Annotated in this window: 12 protein-coding genes; 5 read left to right on the top strand and 7 right to left on the bottom strand. The window is 58.2% G+C overall.

Annotated elements, in window-relative coordinates; genetic code table 11:
* Window positions 1–22 precede the first annotated feature (22 nt).
* From parE to ARC85_RS08235, 7 genes are all read right to left on the bottom strand, one after another.
* The gene (gene parE, locus ARC85_RS08205; RefSeq protein ID WP_011786239.1) at window positions 23–1918 is read right to left on the bottom strand and encodes a DNA topoisomerase IV subunit B; all 1896 of its coding nucleotides are present in this window, start codon (window positions 1916–1918) and stop codon (window positions 23–25) included.
* A 94-nt stretch (window positions 1919–2012) separates the two neighbouring features.
* On the bottom strand, window positions 2013–2510 hold the full coding sequence (locus tag ARC85_RS08210) for a protease complex subunit PrcB family protein (protein WP_273030410.1): 498 nt from the start codon (window positions 2508–2510) through the stop codon (window positions 2013–2015).
* Window positions 2507–5116: a S8 family serine peptidase gene (locus tag ARC85_RS08215; RefSeq protein ID WP_272999323.1), complete on the bottom strand. Its 2610-nt coding sequence runs from the start codon at window positions 5114–5116 to the stop codon at window positions 2507–2509. Before ARC85_RS08215 ends, ARC85_RS08210 begins: the two co-directional genes overlap by 4 nt.
* A 150-nt stretch (window positions 5117–5266) precedes the next feature.
* Entirely contained in the window at window positions 5267–7318 is a 2052-nt protein-coding gene (locus ARC85_RS08220; RefSeq protein WP_114434156.1) for a TRAP transporter large permease subunit, read from the bottom strand.
* A 15-nt stretch (window positions 7319–7333) separates the two neighbouring features.
* Entirely contained in the window at window positions 7334–8344 is a 1011-nt protein-coding gene (locus tag ARC85_RS08225) for a putative solute-binding protein (RefSeq protein ID WP_022991428.1), read from the bottom strand.
* A gap of 63 nt (window positions 8345–8407) precedes the next feature.
* Complete coding sequence (locus ARC85_RS08230; RefSeq protein WP_199452358.1) at window positions 8408–9472, bottom strand: hypothetical protein; 1065 nt, start codon at window positions 9470–9472, stop codon at window positions 8408–8410.
* A gap of 294 nt (window positions 9473–9766) precedes the next feature.
* Window positions 9767–10396: a TetR/AcrR family transcriptional regulator gene (locus tag ARC85_RS08235; protein WP_183576517.1), complete on the bottom strand. Its 630-nt coding sequence runs from the start codon at window positions 10394–10396 to the stop codon at window positions 9767–9769.
* Window positions 10397–10528: 132 nt separating this feature from the next.
* Between ARC85_RS08235 and ARC85_RS08240 the strand changes: the two genes are divergently transcribed.
* From ARC85_RS08240 to ARC85_RS08260, 5 genes are all read left to right on the top strand, one after another.
* Window positions 10529–12325, top strand: a complete 1797-nt coding sequence (locus ARC85_RS08240) for an acyclic terpene utilization AtuA family protein (protein WP_272999322.1) — start codon at window positions 10529–10531, stop codon at window positions 12323–12325.
* A gap of 224 nt (window positions 12326–12549) precedes the next feature.
* A complete protein-coding gene (locus ARC85_RS08245) occupies window positions 12550–13416 on the top strand; it encodes an SDR family oxidoreductase (RefSeq protein WP_272999321.1) in 867 nt (288 codons plus the stop codon).
* Window positions 13417–13425: 9 nt separating this feature from the next.
* The gene (locus tag ARC85_RS08250) at window positions 13426–15042 is read left to right on the top strand and encodes an acyl-CoA carboxylase subunit beta (RefSeq protein ID WP_014422172.1); all 1617 of its coding nucleotides are present in this window, start codon (window positions 13426–13428) and stop codon (window positions 15040–15042) included.
* Window positions 15043–15072: 30 nt separating this feature from the next.
* Complete coding sequence (gene atuD / locus ARC85_RS08255; RefSeq protein ID WP_014422173.1) at window positions 15073–16233, top strand: citronellyl-CoA dehydrogenase; 1161 nt, start codon at window positions 15073–15075, stop codon at window positions 16231–16233.
* 181 nt (window positions 16234–16414) lie between these two features.
* Complete coding sequence (locus tag ARC85_RS08260; RefSeq protein WP_286714695.1) at window positions 16415–17239, top strand: enoyl-CoA hydratase/isomerase family protein; 825 nt, start codon at window positions 16415–16417, stop codon at window positions 17237–17239.
* The last annotated feature ends 119 nt before the right edge of the window (window positions 17240–17358 follow it).

The following is a 17358-nucleotide window of genomic DNA, read 5'->3' on the forward strand; positions in this document are numbered from 1 at the left end:
TTTTATAGCATTCTATGGAATATCAAACCGCCACGTCGGCCATGTTTCCGTAAGCTTCCAGCCAGGCCCGGCGATCGGAAGCACGCTTCTTGCCCAGCAGCATGTCCATCCGCTCGTCGGTGTCATCCCCTTCTTCCAGAGTGAGCATGACCAGGCGGCGGGTGTCCGGTGCCATGGTGGTTTCTCTCAACTGTAACGGGTTCATCTCGCCCAGTCCCTTGAAGCGCGTTACCTGAATCTTGCCTTTGCGATTTTCAGCCGCCAGGCGGTCGATGATGCCCTGTTTCTCGTGTTCGTCGAGGGCATAGAAGGTTTCCTTGCCGAGATCCACGCGGTACAGAGGGGGCATCGCCACGAACACGTGCCCGGCCGCCACCAGCGGCCGGAAGTGTTTCACAAACAAAGCGCACAGCAGCGTGGCGATGTGCAGGCCGTCCGAATCCGCATCGGCCAGGATGCAGATCTTGTTATAGCGCAGGCCGGCAAGGTCGTCAGAGCCAGGATCCACACCAATAGCAACGGCAATATCGTGTACTTCCTGGGACGCCAGGATTTCACCCGAGTCCACTTCCCAGGTATTCAGAATTTTACCCCGCAACGGCATGACCGCCTGGAATTCCCGATCCCTGGCCTGCTTGGCGGAACCTCCGGCGGAATCACCTTCCACCAGGAACAACTCCGATCTCGCGGTGTCACCGCCGGAACAGTCCGCCAGCTTGCCGGGCAACGCCGGGCCAGAGGTCACCTTCTTTCTGGCCACCTTTTTGCTCGCCCTCAACCGGCGCTGGGCATTACTGATAAACAGTTCCGCCAGGGCTTCGGCAATGTCGGTGTGCTGGTTCAGCCACAGACTGAAAGCATCTTTCACAACCCCGGAGACGAAGGCAGCGGCTTCCCTTGAAGACAGCCTCTCCTTGGTCTGGCCGGAAAACTGGGGCTCCTGCATCTTGAACGACAGTACATAGGCCACCCGTTCCCAGATATCCTCGGGCGACAACTTTACCCCCCGGGGCAGCAGGTTTCTGAATTCACAAAACTCCCGCATGGCTTCCAGCAGGCCGGTGCGCAGACCATTGACGTGGGTACCACCCTGGGCAGTGGGAATCAGATTGACATAACTTTCCAGCACCGCATCACCGCCCTCCGGCAGCCACTGGATAGCCCAGTCCACGGCTTCCTTGTTGCCGGAGAAACTGCCGGTGAAGGGTTCCAGCGGCACCGCTTCAATATCGGCCAGAGCCGTTCTCAGGTAATCCCGAAGACCGTCCTCGTAGAACCACTCGTCTTTCTCGCCGGTCTTCTCCTGCAGAAAGGTCACCGTCAGTCCCGGGCAAAGAACCGCCTTGGCACGAAGGTTGTGGCGCAAGCGGCTGACCGAAAAATTGGGACTGTCAAAATATTTGGGGTCCGGCGTGAACTTCAGGCGGGTACCGGTGTTGCGCTTGCCTACGGTATCAACCACTTCCAGCTCGGAGGCTTTGTCACCGTTGGCGAACGTCATCCGATGCACCTGACCATCCCGCTTGATGGTCACTTCCAGATGCGTGGACAGGGCATTGACCACGGAAACACCCACACCGTGCAGACCACCGGAGAAGTTGTAGTTGCCCTGGGAGAATTTACCACCGGCGTGCAACCGGGAAAGGATAAGCTCCACCCCGGGCAGTCCTTCTTCCTTGTGCAGATCGACCGGCATGCCCCGACCGTCGTCCTCCACACTCAGGGAATTGTCGCTGTGCAGCACCACATCAATCCGCCGGGCGTGGCCGGCGAGGGCCTCGTCAACGCTGTTATCAATGACTTCCTGGGCCAGGTGGTTGGGCCGCGACGTGTCGGTATACATCCCCGGGCGCTTGCGCACCGGATCAAGACCGCTCAGGACTTCAATGGCATCGGCGTTGTACTGTTGCTCGCTCATAGGAATGGCACGGCTCCGCAAATGATCGTTGCGCCATAGCTTAGGGATTCAGGCTGAAAGATCAACGGTTGTTTTGTGGCGGCGCCAAGTGGTTTCAGTTTTCAAGCGTCCGAACCAGTGGCTGCTCAGTCAGGCCCTGCACACGAATCTGCTGCCAGCCGCGAGGCTCAACCGCAAGTACCGCACAGGGCGAGGTGACCACCTGGGCCACCATCATGTCCGGCGCCGGTTCATTCACATGCATGTCGAGCACCAGACTCTCGCCTTGCGCCAGCGCAGACTGGAGCCCGACGCTGTAACCGGCGGTTGGTTTCTGGCCGAGCGTGACCATCACCAGTGCCTCCCGGCTCAGATCAACCTTGCGCACCACATCCGTGGCCATATTCTGGCCGCTGACATCCAGGAGCGCTTCGCGATCTGCCTCCGAACGCACAAACGCCACCCCCGGCCCGGTCAGGCCGCAATACGCAGACTGGGTAATCTGCCGCACCATTACGCCCTCACCCGCGCTGGGTCCGCCCGTGGCGCTACACGCCGCCAGAAGCAGCATCGCAGCGGAGGTGATAAATGGTCGAACCAGAGTCCTTTTCATTGAACTGCTTTTACTCCGTCGTTGGTCGAAGGCGCCTGGTCAGGCTGCAGTAATCTGTAACCTTTAAACCCGGGCCTGGGAAGGATATCAGGGTTGGAGGTAGAAATGGTTGGACGTGAGAAACTGGTGGTCATGCGGATATCAGACAGGCTTTGGCCGTCTTCTATGGTGATCACTTCTCGCAAGCCTGAAACAGGATACTCCGCACAGGCTTCACCCGCCTGACAAATCAATCCATCTCCATCTAGATCTGTTCCAGCAACCAGAAAGTACTCACCAGGGGTAACTTCAGAAAGCCGTCTCGGTTCTTCTCCATCGTCCGGCTCAAACCTGAAGCGATACTGACCGTTCTCGACATCTGCAACGACCTGAGACTGCGCAAGATAAAAGCCGCCATCAGTCGGCTCTTTGCTTACAAGCAAGACGAAATGTCGCCCGGCATCTCGAGCACGCTCATCGCTGAGCAGCTGCCCGATGACGGGGATGCTCAATGTGTTCGGGGATAGATCGACCTCGTATGCAATATCAACGACCCCTCTGGCTGGCTCATCGGGGTCCAGGAGATCTGGTTTGAGTGTCAGCATTAATTCCAGATCACCACTTTCTGCACTCCCGGATAGTTCAGCGCCCAGCCATTCCGGCTGACTCGCGACCATTTCGGCGGAAACCGAGGCGTCTCCGAATTTCTGAATCTCAACCAACTGTGTTGATATACCTTCATTGCTAAGGCTAACCACGGCGGGTGAAGCAGAAAGGACAGTGACAGGTTCACCGTCGATAGCCTTGGCCACAGCTTTGCCTGCATCGATAATCCCCCACCCCAGGCGATCAGTTCTGCCATCCTGAGGCTGTGTTAGCAGTCCCGATTCTAACCACCCCCTAACGGTTACTGTGTTCAGGTTCGGCATTTCCGACTTCATCAAGGCCAAAACACCAGCTACATGCGGCGATGCCATGGAGGTGCCCTGCAGCCCACGATAACCCGGCACAGAAACACTTCCACGACGCTCTCCGCTGGTCGACCAGACCACGTCGGCCAGGCCATCAAGATTGCCATCCCGGCTCGCATCGCCCCCAGGAGCCGCAAGGTCAATCCAGCTACCGAAATTGGAATAAGAGGCGGGGCGGCCTCCAGCGTCAACGGCACTGACTGAAAGCACATGACTGGATGCCGCCGGATACGACGGTACTGACGTAGCCGAATTTCCGGCGGCTGCCACAAATAGCAGACCTTCACTCACTCCATATCGCAGCGCGCTTTCCAGCGCTTCGATCTGGGGCAGCCCACCCAGACTCATATTAACGACCTGAGCTTTTGGCGATCCACCGCTGGTTTCACCTGTTACCCAGCGAATCCCGGCTATGAGCTGATCCGACGTACCAACGCCACCCTCACCAAGCACACGCACCGGAACAATCTTGCTTTCAAAAGCAATTCCGCCAATCCCCTCATTGTTGAGGGCGGCCCCGATAGTGCCTGCTACGTGGGTGCCATGATAAACATCTCCGCCAACGCTACTTCCGGGATCAACCGGCTCACCACCATCGATAAAATCTCGACCTTCCGGGGCGACATTCTGCTGAAGATCCGGATGCCAATGACCTTCACTGTCTTGCAGAAGGCCGCTATCCAACACAGCAACGTGAACGGGCGTCAAGCCAGCGTTACCGATCTGCCAGGCGATCGGCGCATTAACGAGGTCGTAGTGCCAGTTCAGGGAATAATCTGGTTCATCAATCGGCGTAGCCTGGGTGCGAAAGAAATAATTAGGAACCACCGACTTGTATTCCGGCCGCTTTCTCAGCTCTCTGATCCATTCAAGCGTGATCTGTTGGCCAGCAATCCCACTATTTGCCGCTGATGAAGTCGCCACTACAGGCATTGATACCAGCCAGTCCGCACCGCCCAAATGCCGCCCTGAGACTCCAGCATTTACGGCGAAACTACTGGTCTTTCCCTCCGCCATGGAGACCAACGCCTCGCCCTGAACAAAGTCATAGTCAGGCCAATCAAAATTCAGTTGTGTTGCGGTTCCGACGGAGTTCTTGGATATAACGTAACGGGCAGGCCCACTACCGAGAGTACGCACTGTCAGGCTGTATTCCCCTTCCGCTTCATCCCCCAACTCGACAACAACACGAGACCCGGCACTTCCAGTCTCCGCGCTATCGACTATTCTTCCGTTATCCGTCAGTTCAATCCTTAGTGCCGGATTACCTGCCCGACTACCAAAAGCCTCGAGTACAATCGCCTGGCCTTTTGCCATAGGCACGTTGTAGAGGTCCTCAGCATCGCTCTCGTAGCTAAAAATAACGCCTTGATCCGTGAGCGTCGGATAGCTCCCACCACTGCCTGCCAGGTAACCGGCCAGCACAAAGTTGTCCGGCAGTCCCAGTGAAACGGTCGCAGGTCTCGCCCCATCCAGCCCCAACTGGTCCATCGTGTCCTGATCAACCCGGCTGTTGGCTTCAATACTGATAACCCCGGAAAGCGGACTGGGCGGCGCTATCGGTGCAACGGCATCGGAACCGCCCGAACCACCGCCACAACCGGTGAGCAATGCCATCCCTGGCACCACAACAAAAGCAAGAATCGACAATCTCACGGCGTCTCTCTTATTCTTTGTTGAAACTGTTCACAGAGTATACGGCCAGACATCCCTGATCGACCTGTGTCAGACCTTCACGGGCCCCATGAAAAAACCCGCGGGCCTTGGCATCGCGGGTTCTTTCATAGTACTTCGCTTCTCCTGGCCTTACAAAGCGTAGAAAAGCATGGGCACAAAGGCCACCAGCAGAAGCGTGGGAATCATCACAACCAGCGGCAGCAACAATCTCTCATAGCGGTGCCAGAAGGTGCCGGTACGTTCCGCTGCCAGCACTTCGGTTTCACCCACCACCTGCCGGGTCAGCAGGTGATTCAGGGCAACCGGCGGGCTGAGATAGCCAAGTTCAAATGCCACCAGGCAGACGATCCAGAAATGCAGTGGATCAATGCCAATCTGTAGGGCCGGTTGGGCAATAGTGGCGGAAACCAGTATGACGGCACCGAACGGATCCATCACCATCCCGATCACCGTCAGCATGACCACGATTACCAGCATGGCAATCCAGGGGCTGGTCAGATCCTCCGGGAACAGGGCATGAACAATATCAGAACGCTCAAGAATACCGCCCAGGCAAATCGAGAAACCAATCAGCGCCAGTAGTGCGCCAATGTGCACAGCCGAATCGCTGGCAGCCGCTGTGCTTCGGGAGAAAAACGCACTGGTACGGCTCTGGCCTTCGTCACGGCTATTCCGGCCGGCGTCCAGGGCAACCAGCGCCAGCATTACCAGCGGCAAAATCAAAGGCGCACTGTACTCGTTGAATTGAAGCCCCAGGATCGCCCAGATGGCCAGGATCACTGCCGTTGCCGTCAGTGCATAAGGCAACAACGGTCGCAGCTCCATGACGGCCGCGCGGAATGCACCCGGGGCCGGCCTTGGTCTCCAGTTGCCTTCGGTCTTACACACCACAAAGGAGAACAGGGTGGCCGACATGATGAACACCCAGAACCCCCATCCATACATTTCGGTGGTGGTCACTTCCTTGTTCAGTGCGGCAACCACCACAATCAGCAGGCAGGGATTGAGCACCACCCCAAGGCTGCCCGACATGGCGGTCGTGGCCAGTGACAATTGACGCCCTGCCCCGGCCCGCCGAAGCTCGTCGTAGACAACCCCGCCCACGGCCAGAATGAAAATGCCGGAGGCTCCGGTAAATGCTGTCGGGAAGGCAGTGGCAAAGATGATTACCGAAGCCAGCAAGGGTGCAGGCAGATTGAAGGGCTTCACCAAGTTCAGCAACAGCTCTGGAACCCGGGTCTGTTTGAGCATCATGCCCACCAGCACGTACAGTCCGATGTTGATGAACATGGAGGACAGGTTCGACATCATGCCGAAGTAGATTGCCAGCCCGGAGGAGTAGCCATCCACAAAGAAAAAATAGCTCATGGCAATGAAGCCCATGGTGCAATACAGCGGCACCACAAGGCCGGAAGCCAGCGCCAGACTGCCCGCCCTCATTCGCTCCGGCACATAGACGAAGCGAAAAGCATTGATGATCATGAACAGCCCGAACACGCCTGCCCAGGCGTACTGCAGGACAATGTTCGCCTCAGACCCCGGAGACTGAGCCAGCCGGCCCATGTAAGCGTTCAATGACAGCACCATCAGGCCGTTGATGACGAACTGCACGCCCTGGCTTAAACGCCACTCCGCCCGATTGCGGGGCAGACGCAAAGCAATGTGGTCGGCATCCATTGCGGCAATGGCGGCAGCCAGAGCAAACATGCCGATAAACAGGAACTTAGTCAGGTCTATGTTATCGAGCAGGAAGTCGGCCAAACCCTGCTCTACAGCCTTGTAGACACCGAGCGCCCAGGTGGCGTGTTTCTGGTTTTCGGCAAACTGCAGGTGGCGCTGCTCACACAGCGCCAGGTTACTCTGCAGGGACTGCCGGATAGCCTGGGGATCCGGCGGCGAACTGAACAGGTCGTCCGGGTCTGGCTTATAGGCCTGGACCCGTCGCTCTACCTCTTTATCAATGTCCATGAAAAGGTTGCAGGTAGGCTCTGTTGCATCCGGATTGAGCAGGTAATAGTTAGGCCATACCTGCTCGCCGACCCATAGCAACCGGGAGTGGAGCGAGTTGCCCATCCCCAGCAGCAGGGTGGCCAGAAGCAACAGCAGCAGAATCATCCCATGCAGTCTGTGCATGGGATACAACGTTCTTACGCCGGTTGCAGTCATTGCGCGCCAGTTCATGGTCAGGCTCTCCGCTTATTCCCGGTTTTCCGCTGTACACTCGGAGGCGCCGGGATTGCTGGCACATCGGATCTTGCTGAGCAGGCTCAGCATTTTCGGGTGATAAACGTTGGGAGCTCCGTCAACCCCATCGCGCATTTCCAGACGGTTCTGGCGGAACATCTCCTGGTAACCAACGATGTCCTTTTCCGGGATCCGTATCCACTGCTCGTCAGGAATCCCGTTTTCCTGGCTTTTAATCAGATTCATTGCCTGTGGGTACATGCCCCAGGCAACTTCCCGGGCCTTCTGGGCCGTGTCGTCTTCGATCACGCCATCACGGGCAATGATCTGAATGGTCAGCTGGGCAAGCGGGTAGTCGACAATGCCACCCTTGTCGCCGATCCCTTTGTACAGCTCCAGAGCCTGGTAGGCGAACGCAGGCGCATAGGCAGTATCGACCGACCCATTGTTGAACTTGCCAGCAAAGTTGGTGATATCAGAGGGAACCACCGTCGCTTTTACATAGTTCACCATGTGAATGGCGTCTTTCTGGTAGTCCAGGGTGGCAATACGCTTTCCGGCCAGTTCGCCCGCTGTATCAATGCTGCGATCATTCACAAACAGATAACCGGCACCCGCCGGTACAATGCCCAGTACCTCATAGCCACCGTCCTTCATGAGGGACGCTGCCTTGGGCTGTGCCAGGGTGGCCAGCAGGGTTTTCAGGTCGTCGTAACTTGGCAGGGCACCGACGGCACTGATGCTTCCGGTAAAACGATTGAATGGGCGAATACGGATGTCGGTCGCGGCGACGGCATCGCACTGGCCCGCGTTGAAGTCGCCAATGGCCACGCCTTCATCAGTGTAGGGCTTGAGTTGGAAATCGACCCCATGGGCTTTCATTTCCAGAGCGTAGTCCTTGACCATGTTGTAGACGTCGCCGTTAGCGCCGATGACATCAAACACACACATGGAAACCGACTGGGCAGATGCCAGTGGTGCGACAATGGCAAGAGACAAGGCTGCAAGGGATTTGCGAATCATGACGACCTCCGGGTCATTCTTGTGTTTTTGATCTTTAAGTCATAGATAACTGAAAGGCCAGCCTCAGAGCAGGCCTTCCAGATCCATGGTTTCAACGTTCTCGGTATTGCGCTCCGGACTCATCTTGCCGAAGAAGGTCCGTGGTGTGCGGTGGCCGTAGTTGGCGCTCCAGTGTTTGTCCGATGCGAACTGGACAATCCTGCGGGCCACTTCGTCCACAAGCCGATATTCTTCCCAAACCTCGATGCGCTCTTCAGCCTCTGCGAATTCCGAAATGGCCTGTGCCAGCACCTGCGGTCGCCCAAAGGTTTCCGCAGCGACTACCTGAACGGCGTAAGAGGCACGGATACCGGACTCAACACTCAGCTCTGCGCTGTTTTCCATCACCTGCCAGGGGTCTGGAGACAGGTCCGGTCGGGTGTCAGGCAACAGTAACCAGACGAGGGCGCGAACGGCGTTGGGCAAACCGCCCCATTTTTCATTATCCACGCACTGGGCGGCACGCTCGGCCTGGGGCGCAATGTTGCGAGGCACACCCGCCAGGGCGCCGGAGTTGGAGTCGTTCACAATGCCCTGCATCCCCGTTAGCAGCCCGAGCAGGAACGTGAGTTCGTCCTGATCACTGAAAAGGAACGGGCATTCCAGAGGTTCGGCTGCCGGGTCAAAATCGTAGGCGGCCATGGCACGCTTGAAGGCTTCGTAGCGGCGCTCAGCGGTGCGCGCGTAGAGTCTTTTGGAGACTTCCCGGGCATCTTTGGCGGCGGGAACATCGCCACGGTATTCCGCCCGCAGATAAGCCAGTTCAGCCTCCCAGGCCCGGTATTCCATGCAATTCGCCGCCAGCAGCATGAGCAGGGAACCGGTTGAGTCCGGTGCATCAGTGACTCTCGAAAACGAGTAAACCAGTGGATCCGTGCCCTCACCCAGCGCACAGGCCATGCCCGGATCGGACATCTGCATAACGTAGGGGGTTGCCTCGGACTCCGAGTAGTTCGACAACACGATGCCGGTGGTGGTGTAGATAGGGTTGGCAGAACATCCGGCCAGCAGCAGTACCGAACTTCCCAGCATTGCCTGGCGAACACGAGCCGAGAACCGACGCGCTTGAGAGACCATTGAGGAGATCATAATTCGACCTGTCTGACATTGTTTTTGTATGTAAGGGAGTGCGAGAAATTCTTATCACATTTAATTCTCGTCAATCCGTGAACCAGCTCCGGATACCTCTGGCCAGAGCTCGAACGAGAGCAAGAATGCGAGGAATATTGTCAGACAGAAATGGCTTTATTGCCGAAACCGACATGCCGATCAGGCCAATGGCCCGGGATGAATCGAATTATTTTATTATTTATTGATTTATAACAATGAGTTAAATATGTAGCGCATTTCGGAACAAGCGTGCCACTTTGTGACTTGTGCACATTAACATTGATCAAGACCCAGCATCGCCATCACCTGATCGGTCAGTCCATCGAGGGTCAGACCACCCCGTTCCGGGCGATACCAGGTGACCGTCCAGCTCAGGGCGCCGGTCAACATTCTTCGGGTAATGAAAGGGTCCGCTCCAAGCTGGTGTTCCTTCGACAGCTGTTGGAGCGTAGACAACCACAGGTCTTCATAGATATCCCGCAACTCCAGCACTTCAGCCTGGGAGCTTTCCGAAAGACTGCGCCACTCATACACCAACACCGCCATGGCCTCTCCGGTCTGGCCGTTAATCGACTCCAGTTCCGCCCTTATCAGCGCCCGCAGTTTTTCTCTCGCTGAATCCGCCTGGTCGGCAGCGGCCTGCATCAAGGCGGTATTCAGCCGAATGGTCTCGACCATCACCGCCTTGAGAATTTCCTCTTTGGTGCGGAAATGGTGGAACAAGCTCCCTGACTGAATACCCACAGCCGCCGCCAGATCCCGCACCGTCGTGCGCTCGTAGCCTTTATCCCTGAACAGTCTTGCTGCTTCGTTTAACAGGCGCCCGCGGGCGCTGGAGGGATCAGACACAAGTTGCTCGGCAATGAGGGATTGCAGGATTGGGTTCTGGTTCACAAAGGCCATCCGGTTGTCTTGCTGGGACTTTTTATTCTACCCGAGATTTGCCTGTTTACAAACCAAGCGCTTGCTTGGTATTGTCGTTTCGATCGTTGGATAACCTCTCGCCAGTGCGGGTATCAGAACAAGGCCAAGAACATGTCAGACGCCAACAAAACCATCCGTATCGGTTGCTCCGCCGCTTTCTGGGGCGATACCGAAACCGCCGCTGCCCAACTGGTACGCCAGGGCAATATTGATTACCTGGTCGCCGATTACCTGGCCGAGATCACCATGTCGATCATGGCCGGCCAGAAGATGAAAGACCCGACTCAGGGCTACGCCCGGGATTTTGTGCAGACGGTGATGGCGCCTCTGCTCGGCGAGATAAAGGATAAAGGCATCCGGGTTCTGGCCAATGCCGGTGGAGTAAACCCGGTGGCTTGCCGCGATGCTCTGCAGGCCCTGTGTGAAAAGGCCGGCGTCGATCTGAAGATTGCGCTGGTGCTCGGCGATGATCTGTTGATGAAAAAGAAAAAGCTGGGCGATGCCGGCATTACTGAAATGACCACCGGTCAGCCCTTCCCCGCCATGATGGTGAGCCTGAACGCCTATCTGGGTGCGCCCGGCCTGGTGGCGGCCCTGGAACAGGGTGCCGACATCATTATCACCGGCCGTGTCGCAGACAGTGCGCTGGTGCTGGCGCCGCTGGTGCATGAATTCGGCTGGCGCTGGAACGACTACGACAAACTGGCCCAGGGCAGCCTGGCCGGGCATTTGCTGGAATGCGGCGCCCAGTCTACCGGCGGTAATTTCACCGACTGGGAACAGGTGGCTGATGGCTACGCCAATATGGGCTTTCCCATCGCCGAGGTCAGCGCCTCTGGCGATTTTGTGATGACCAAGCCCGAGGGCACCGGCGGCATGGTCAGCAGGGGCACTGTGGGCGAGCAGCTGGTGTATGAGATTGGCGACCCACGGGCTTACCTGCTGCCAGATGTAACCTGCGATTTCACTCAGGTGACACTGGAGGAAATCGACAAGGACCAGGTCCGGGTGTCCGGTGCCAGGGGACTGCCGCCGACGGACAGCTACAAGGTGTCAGGCACCTGGCCAGATGGATTCAAGTGCACGGTGACGTTCCTGCTGGCCGGCCTTGATGCCCGCGCCAAAGCACAACGAGTGGCGCAAGCTATTCTGGCCAGGACGTCAGCGATGTTTGCCGAGCGCGGCCTGCCGGATTATTCCGAAACCAGTATCGAATTGCTGGGCACCGAGACTACCTATGGCCCCCATGGCACGGGCGACCAATGCCGGGAAGTGGTGGTGAAGATTGCCACCGCCCATCCGAAGAAAGAAGCCCTGGTGCTGTTTTCCAGGGAAATTGCCCAGGCCGCTACCGGTATGGCGCCTGGCATCACCGGTATTGTCGGCGGTCGGCCAACCGTGTGGCCGAAGATTCGTTTGTATTCCTGTCTGGTACCGAAATCGGAGGTGGCGGTTTCGGTGGATCTGGCAAGTGAGAAGTCTGAGGTGGAGGTAGCGACCGAAGGTGGTTTCAATCCGGGCGATCTCGCGGCTGAGCCGGAGTCCCGGATGGAGGTGGCAACGGATACCACAGTGCCGCTGCTCAAGCTGGCTTGGGCGCGGTCCGGGGATAAGGGCGATCACAGCAATATCGGGGTGATCGCGCGGGATCGAGAGTATGTTCCTTATATTGAGGCTGCGTTAACGGAACAGGCGGTGGCCGAGTGGATGGCTCATACGCTGAATCCTGAGTCCGGCAAGGTGACTCGCTGGTCTATGCCTGGGTTGCATGCGTTCAATTTCTTGCTGGAGCACAGTCTAGGTGGCGGCGGTGTGGCGTCGCTTCGGATTGATCCGCAGGGTAAGGCGTTTGCTCAGCAGTTGCTGGAGTTTCCGGTGCCTGTGCCTTCGAATCTGGTTCCTCAATGAATGTATTAACCCCGGTTCTGGGGCAAGAGCCCCGACAGGGCATTACTTCCCTGAGCTTGGGTGCAAGCGCCCCACCGGGGTACAGCCTTCCGGGACACGCCGTAAATGCGTCCGTGTAGGCTTGAGCGCAGCTTCCCTGCTGCGCACAGTCCCGGAAGGCTGTACCCCGGCGGAGCGCCCGAACGTTTTTCGTGGATTCTTTGGATTGGAATAGGGAATTTTGTATGAGTTATCAGTCTGTTCTTCGCCCGGGCTTGTTTGAAGGCCAGGTTTTTATTGTCACCGGTGGCGGTTCGGGGATTGGCCGCTGCACGGCTCACGAACTGGCGGCGCTCGGTGCCCGGGTTGCGCTGGTGGGTCGTAAGCAGGAGAAGGTAGACGCGGTTAAGGCCGAAATTGAGGAAGACGGCGGTATTGCCAGCGCCCATGCCTGCGATATTCGCGAGGAGGAGTCGGTCAAGACCACGGTGAAGGCCATTATTGAGACCCACGGCGGTCTGAACGGGGTGGTGAACAATGCCGGCGGGCAGTTTGCGTCTCCGTTAACGGGCATTAACCAGAAGGGTTGGGAAACCGTGGTGCGCACGAATCTGACCGGCGGTTTCCTGATGGCCAGGGAGGCCTATACCCAGGCCTTGAGCAAGTCCGGCGGTGCGATTGTAAATATCGTGGCAGATATGTGGGGTGGCATGCCCGGCATGGGGCACTCTGGCGCAGCCCGGGCCGGTATGGTGAATTTCACCCAGACAGCCGCGGTCGAATGGGCACCGTCCGGGGTTCGGGTGAATGCGGTGGCGCCGGGGTGGATTGCGTCCAGCGGGATGGACAACTACCCGGCCCACATGAAGTCGTGGATTCGCAGCCTGGCGGATGCGGTGCCGATCAAGCGGATGGGTACAGAATCAGAGGTGAGTTCGGCGATCTGCTTCCTGCTTAGCCCGGGCGCGGCGTTTATCAGTGGTGATTGTCTGCGGATTGATGGCGCGGCGTCCCAGGGTGGGCGTGTGTGGCCGATGCCGAAGGCGACGAATAACGAGCCCTATAACGGTTTTCATCGGGCGGTAACGCCGAAAGTGTTGAGTGACGACTGAGGATTTGCCATGCAGGTACTGGAAACAACAATAAGCCCCCAGTCCGACGAGTTCCGGGCCAATGTCGAGGCCATGGAAGCGCATATCTCGACTTTCCGGGATGTGGAGCAGAAGGTTCTGGACCTGGCGGAATCGGCCCGGGAGAAGTTTACCAAGCGGGGCAAGCTGCTACCGCGGGATCGCATCAATCGCTTGCTCGATCGTGGCAGTGAGTTTCTGGAGCTGTGTTCCCTGGCCGGTTACAAGATGCATGATGACAAAGACGGTTCCATGGCCGGAGGCGGGATTATTGCCGGCATCGGCAGAGTAGCAGGAGTACGCTGCCTGGTGGTCGCAAGCAACAGTGCCATCAAGGGCGGAACCATTACTCCCGCCGGTCTGGACAAAACCCTGCGCCTGCAGCAGATCGCCATGGAGAACAAGCTGCCGGTGGTGTCGCTGTCAGAATCTGGCGGCGCCAACCTGAACTACGCCACCGATATCTTCGTGCTGGGCGCCCGGGGCTTTGCGAACCAGGCCCGTATGTCAGCAGCCGGTATTCCACAGGTAACCGTCGTCCATGGCAACGCCACTGCCGGCGGGGCCTATCAGCCCGGTCTGTCGGATTATGTGATCACCGTGCGCGAACAGGCCAAGATGTTCCTGGCCGGCCCACCTCTGCTAAAAGCGGCTACCGGCGAGGTCGCCACCGATGAAGAGCTGGGTGGAGCAGAAATGCACGCCACGGTTGCCGGCACCGCCGAATACCTGGCGGAAGACGATGCTGATGGCATCCGGCAGGCCCGGGAGATTCTGGGCGCCCTGCCCTGGAACGAAAACCTGCCGCTACGCCAGGAACCACAGTGGGATGAGCCGCTGTATCCGGCGGACGAGCTGCTGGGCGTGATTCCTTCCGACGCCAAGAAGCCCTATGACGTGCGAGAGATCCTGGCCCGCATCGCCGATGGCTCCCGGTTCCTGGATTTCAAGAACGACTACGACAGTCAGACGGTGTGCGGCACCATCCGTATTCAAGGTCACAGCGTAGGCATCATCGGCAACAACGGCCCGATCACCCCTGCCGGCTCCGCCAAGGCGGCGCAGTTTATCCAGCTTTGCGATCAGGCAGGCACGCCTATCCTGTTTCTGCATAACACCACCGGATTTATGGTCGGTACCCACTCCGAACAGAACGGCATCATCAAACACGGGTCGAAGATGATTCAGGCCGTGGCCAACTGCCGGGTACCAAAACTCGCCGTGGTGGTGGGCGGTTCCTACGGCGCCGGCAACTACGCCATGTGCGGCCGGGGCCTGGACCCGAGATTTATCTTCGCCTGGCCCAACAGCCGCACCGCCGTCATGGGCCCCGCCCAGGCCGGGAAGGTGATGCGCATCGTGGCTGAAGAAAAACAACGCAAAAGTGGTATCGAGCCGGACGAAAAGACTCTGTCGTTCCTGGAACAGGCCACCGCCAAAAAGCTGGAAGACGGCTCCACCGCCCTTTACGGAACTGCCAGGCTCTGGGACGACGGCCTGATCGATCCTCGGGATACCCGCCGTGTTCTGGCCATGGTGCTTTCCGTTTGCCGTGAAGCCGAACAACGACCACTGCGACCCAACGTTTACGGCGTCGCCCGTTTCTGATTTCCACACTGATTTACCGGGAGAACAACAATGAAATTCACAGCCGAACACGAAGCCCTCAGAAAGACCGTCCGCGATTTTGTCGAAAAGGAAATCAATCCGCACTGCGATGAATGGGAGGAAGCCGGCGAGTTTCCCATTCACGATCTGTTCAAGAAACTCGGCAACCTGGGCCTGCTGGGCATTCAGAAGCCGGAGGAATACGGCGGCATGGGTCTGGATTACAGCTACAACCTCGTGGCTGCTGAAGAACTGGGCATGGCCAAGTGCGGCGGTGTTCCGCTGGCCGTGGGCGTACAGACTGACATGTGCACCCCCGCGATTGCGCGCTTCGGTTCCGATGAACTGAAACGGGACTTCCTGGCCCCGGCTATTGCTGGCGATATGGTGGGCTGTATCGGTGTGAGTGAAGTGGGCGCAGGCTCCGATGTGGCCGGCCTGAAAACCACGGCTAAGAAAGACGGCGATGACTACGTCATCAACGGCTCCAAGATGTGGATCACCAACTCCCCGAAAGCGGATTTCATGTGTCTGCTGGCCAACACCAGCGACGACAAACCCCACAAGAATAAAACCCTGATGATCGTGCCCATGAACACACCGGGCATCACCTTCAGCCCGCACCTGAACAAGCTGGGCATGCGTTCATCAGAAACCGCCCAGGTGTTTCTGGACGACGTGCGAATTCCCCAGCGTAACCGCATCGGCGCAGAAGGCACCGGCTTTATGATGCAGATGCTGCAGTTCCAGGAGGAGCGCATGTGGGGGGCCGCCAACGTAATCAAGGCCCTGGAAAACTGTGTCACGCAGACCATTGAATACTGCCGCGAGCGCAAGACCTTTGGCCAGCCGCTCATCGACAACCAGTACATCCATTTCCGCCTGGCGGAGTTACAGACCGAAATCGAAGCGCTGCGCGCGCTGACCTATCAGGCCTGTGAGCTGCACGTTGAGGGCAAAGATGTCACCAAGCTGGCGTCGATGGCGAAACTGAAGGCCGGGCGTCTGGGTCGAGAAGTGACCGATGCTTGCCTGCAGTTCTGGGGTGGCAACGGTTACATGTGGGACAACCCCCTGTCACGGGCTTACCGCGATGTGCGGTTGGTCTCCATCGGCGGCGGTGCCGACGAAATCATGCTGGGCATCATCTGCAAGCTGATGGGCACCTTGCCTGGCAAGAAACGCGACTGACGTTGTTCAAGGCCTTGTGGGCAGGCAGGGCTTGATGGAGGGCCATGAGGCGGGGATCCCTTTTCGGGACACGCCTACAAGCACATCCATGTGGGCTCGTTTCGGGCCGTCCATGGCCCTCAACGGTCCCGAAAAGGGATCCCCGCCTCACGGCCCCGAACATTTTACGTGGAGTCCTTTTATGGAACAGCAGCTACCACATTGCGAAACCCTGATTCTCGAAAAACAGGGCCCCACCCTGTTCATCACCATCAACCGCCCCGACGTCCGCAACGCCATGAGCCTGCAAATGGTGGCTGAACTGTCCACAATCTTCAGCGAGATCGAAAACGACACCAGCATTCGCGCAGCCGTCATCCGCGGCGCAGGTGGACACTTCTGCGCCGGCGGCGATATCAAAGACATGGCAGGCGCCCGGAGCCAGAAAGCCGGCGAAGGCCGCGATGACCCGTTCTACAAACTCAACCGCGCCTTCGGCCAGATGATTCAACAAGTCAACGAATCCTCCAAAGTCGTCATCGCCATCACCGAAGGCGCCGTCATGGGCGGCGGCTTCGGCCTGGCCTGCGTCTCCGACCTGGCCATCGCCGGCCCGACCGCCAGATTCGGCATGCCGGAAACCACCCTCGGCGTAATCCCGGCCCAGATCGCCCCGTTCGTGGTAGAACGCATCGGCCTGACCCAAGCTCGGAGACTGGCTCTTCTTGGTTTAAGAATCGACGCAGCGGAAGCCTGCGCGCTTGGCATCGTTCATCAGGTTGCGGAATCCGAAGAACAGCTGAACGACATGCTGAAACAGGCCCTGGAACGGATACGCCTGTGCGCCCCCGACGCCACGGCAGAAACCAAGGCCTTACTGCACCGAGTCGGCCACGAAGCCATGGCCGGTCTGCTGGACGACGCCGCTGAAAAGTTCGTGGCCGCTATCCGGGGGCCCGAGGGCACGGAAGGCACTATGGCGTTCATGCAAAAGCGTGAGCCAAAGTGGGCAAGCAACGAAAGCTAATCAACAACCAGAAGCCGCAGACCAATCACAAAGTATGTCTGCAGGCACGAACAAAGTCAGCGGAAGCGCCGATGGCGGGGAGGGCCTCCGGAAAATCTCGGAGGCCATGGATGGCCGGA

Origin of the sequence: Marinobacter sp. tcs-11 (assembly GCF_002049515.1) — a bacterium.
GTDB lineage: Bacteria > Pseudomonadota > Gammaproteobacteria > Pseudomonadales > Oleiphilaceae > Marinobacter > Marinobacter nauticus.

Bases quoted from the DNA above. Each gene is read 5' to 3' on its own strand.
- ARC85_RS08230 (WP_199452358.1), bottom strand. From the start codon at position 9,472: ATGATCTCCTCAATGGTCTCTCAAGCGCGTCGGTTCTCGGCTCGTGTT.
- ARC85_RS08245 (WP_272999321.1), top strand. From the start codon at position 12,550: ATGAGTTATCAGTCTGTTCTTCGCCCGGGCTTGTTTGAAGGCCAGGTT.
- parE (WP_011786239.1), bottom strand. From the start codon at position 1,918: ATGAGCGAGCAACAGTACAACGCCGATGCCATTGAAGTCCTGAGCGGT.
- atuD (WP_014422173.1), top strand. From the start codon at position 15,073: ATGAAATTCACAGCCGAACACGAAGCCCTCAGAAAGACCGTCCGCGAT.
- ARC85_RS08235 (WP_183576517.1), bottom strand. From the start codon at position 10,396: ATGGCCTTTGTGAACCAGAACCCAATCCTGCAATCCCTCATTGCCGAG.
- ARC85_RS08225 (WP_022991428.1), bottom strand. From the start codon at position 8,344: ATGATTCGCAAATCCCTTGCAGCCTTGTCTCTTGCCATTGTCGCACCA.
- ARC85_RS08260 (WP_286714695.1), top strand. From the start codon at position 16,415: ATGGAACAGCAGCTACCACATTGCGAAACCCTGATTCTCGAAAAACAG.
- ARC85_RS08220 (WP_114434156.1), bottom strand. From the start codon at position 7,318: ATGAACTGGCGCGCAATGACTGCAACCGGCGTAAGAACGTTGTATCCC.
- ARC85_RS08240 (WP_272999322.1), top strand. From the start codon at position 10,529: ATGTCAGACGCCAACAAAACCATCCGTATCGGTTGCTCCGCCGCTTTC.
- ARC85_RS08210 (WP_273030410.1), bottom strand. From the start codon at position 2,510: ATGAAAAGGACTCTGGTTCGACCATTTATCACCTCCGCTGCGATGCTG.
- ARC85_RS08250 (WP_014422172.1), top strand. From the start codon at position 13,426: ATGCAGGTACTGGAAACAACAATAAGCCCCCAGTCCGACGAGTTCCGG.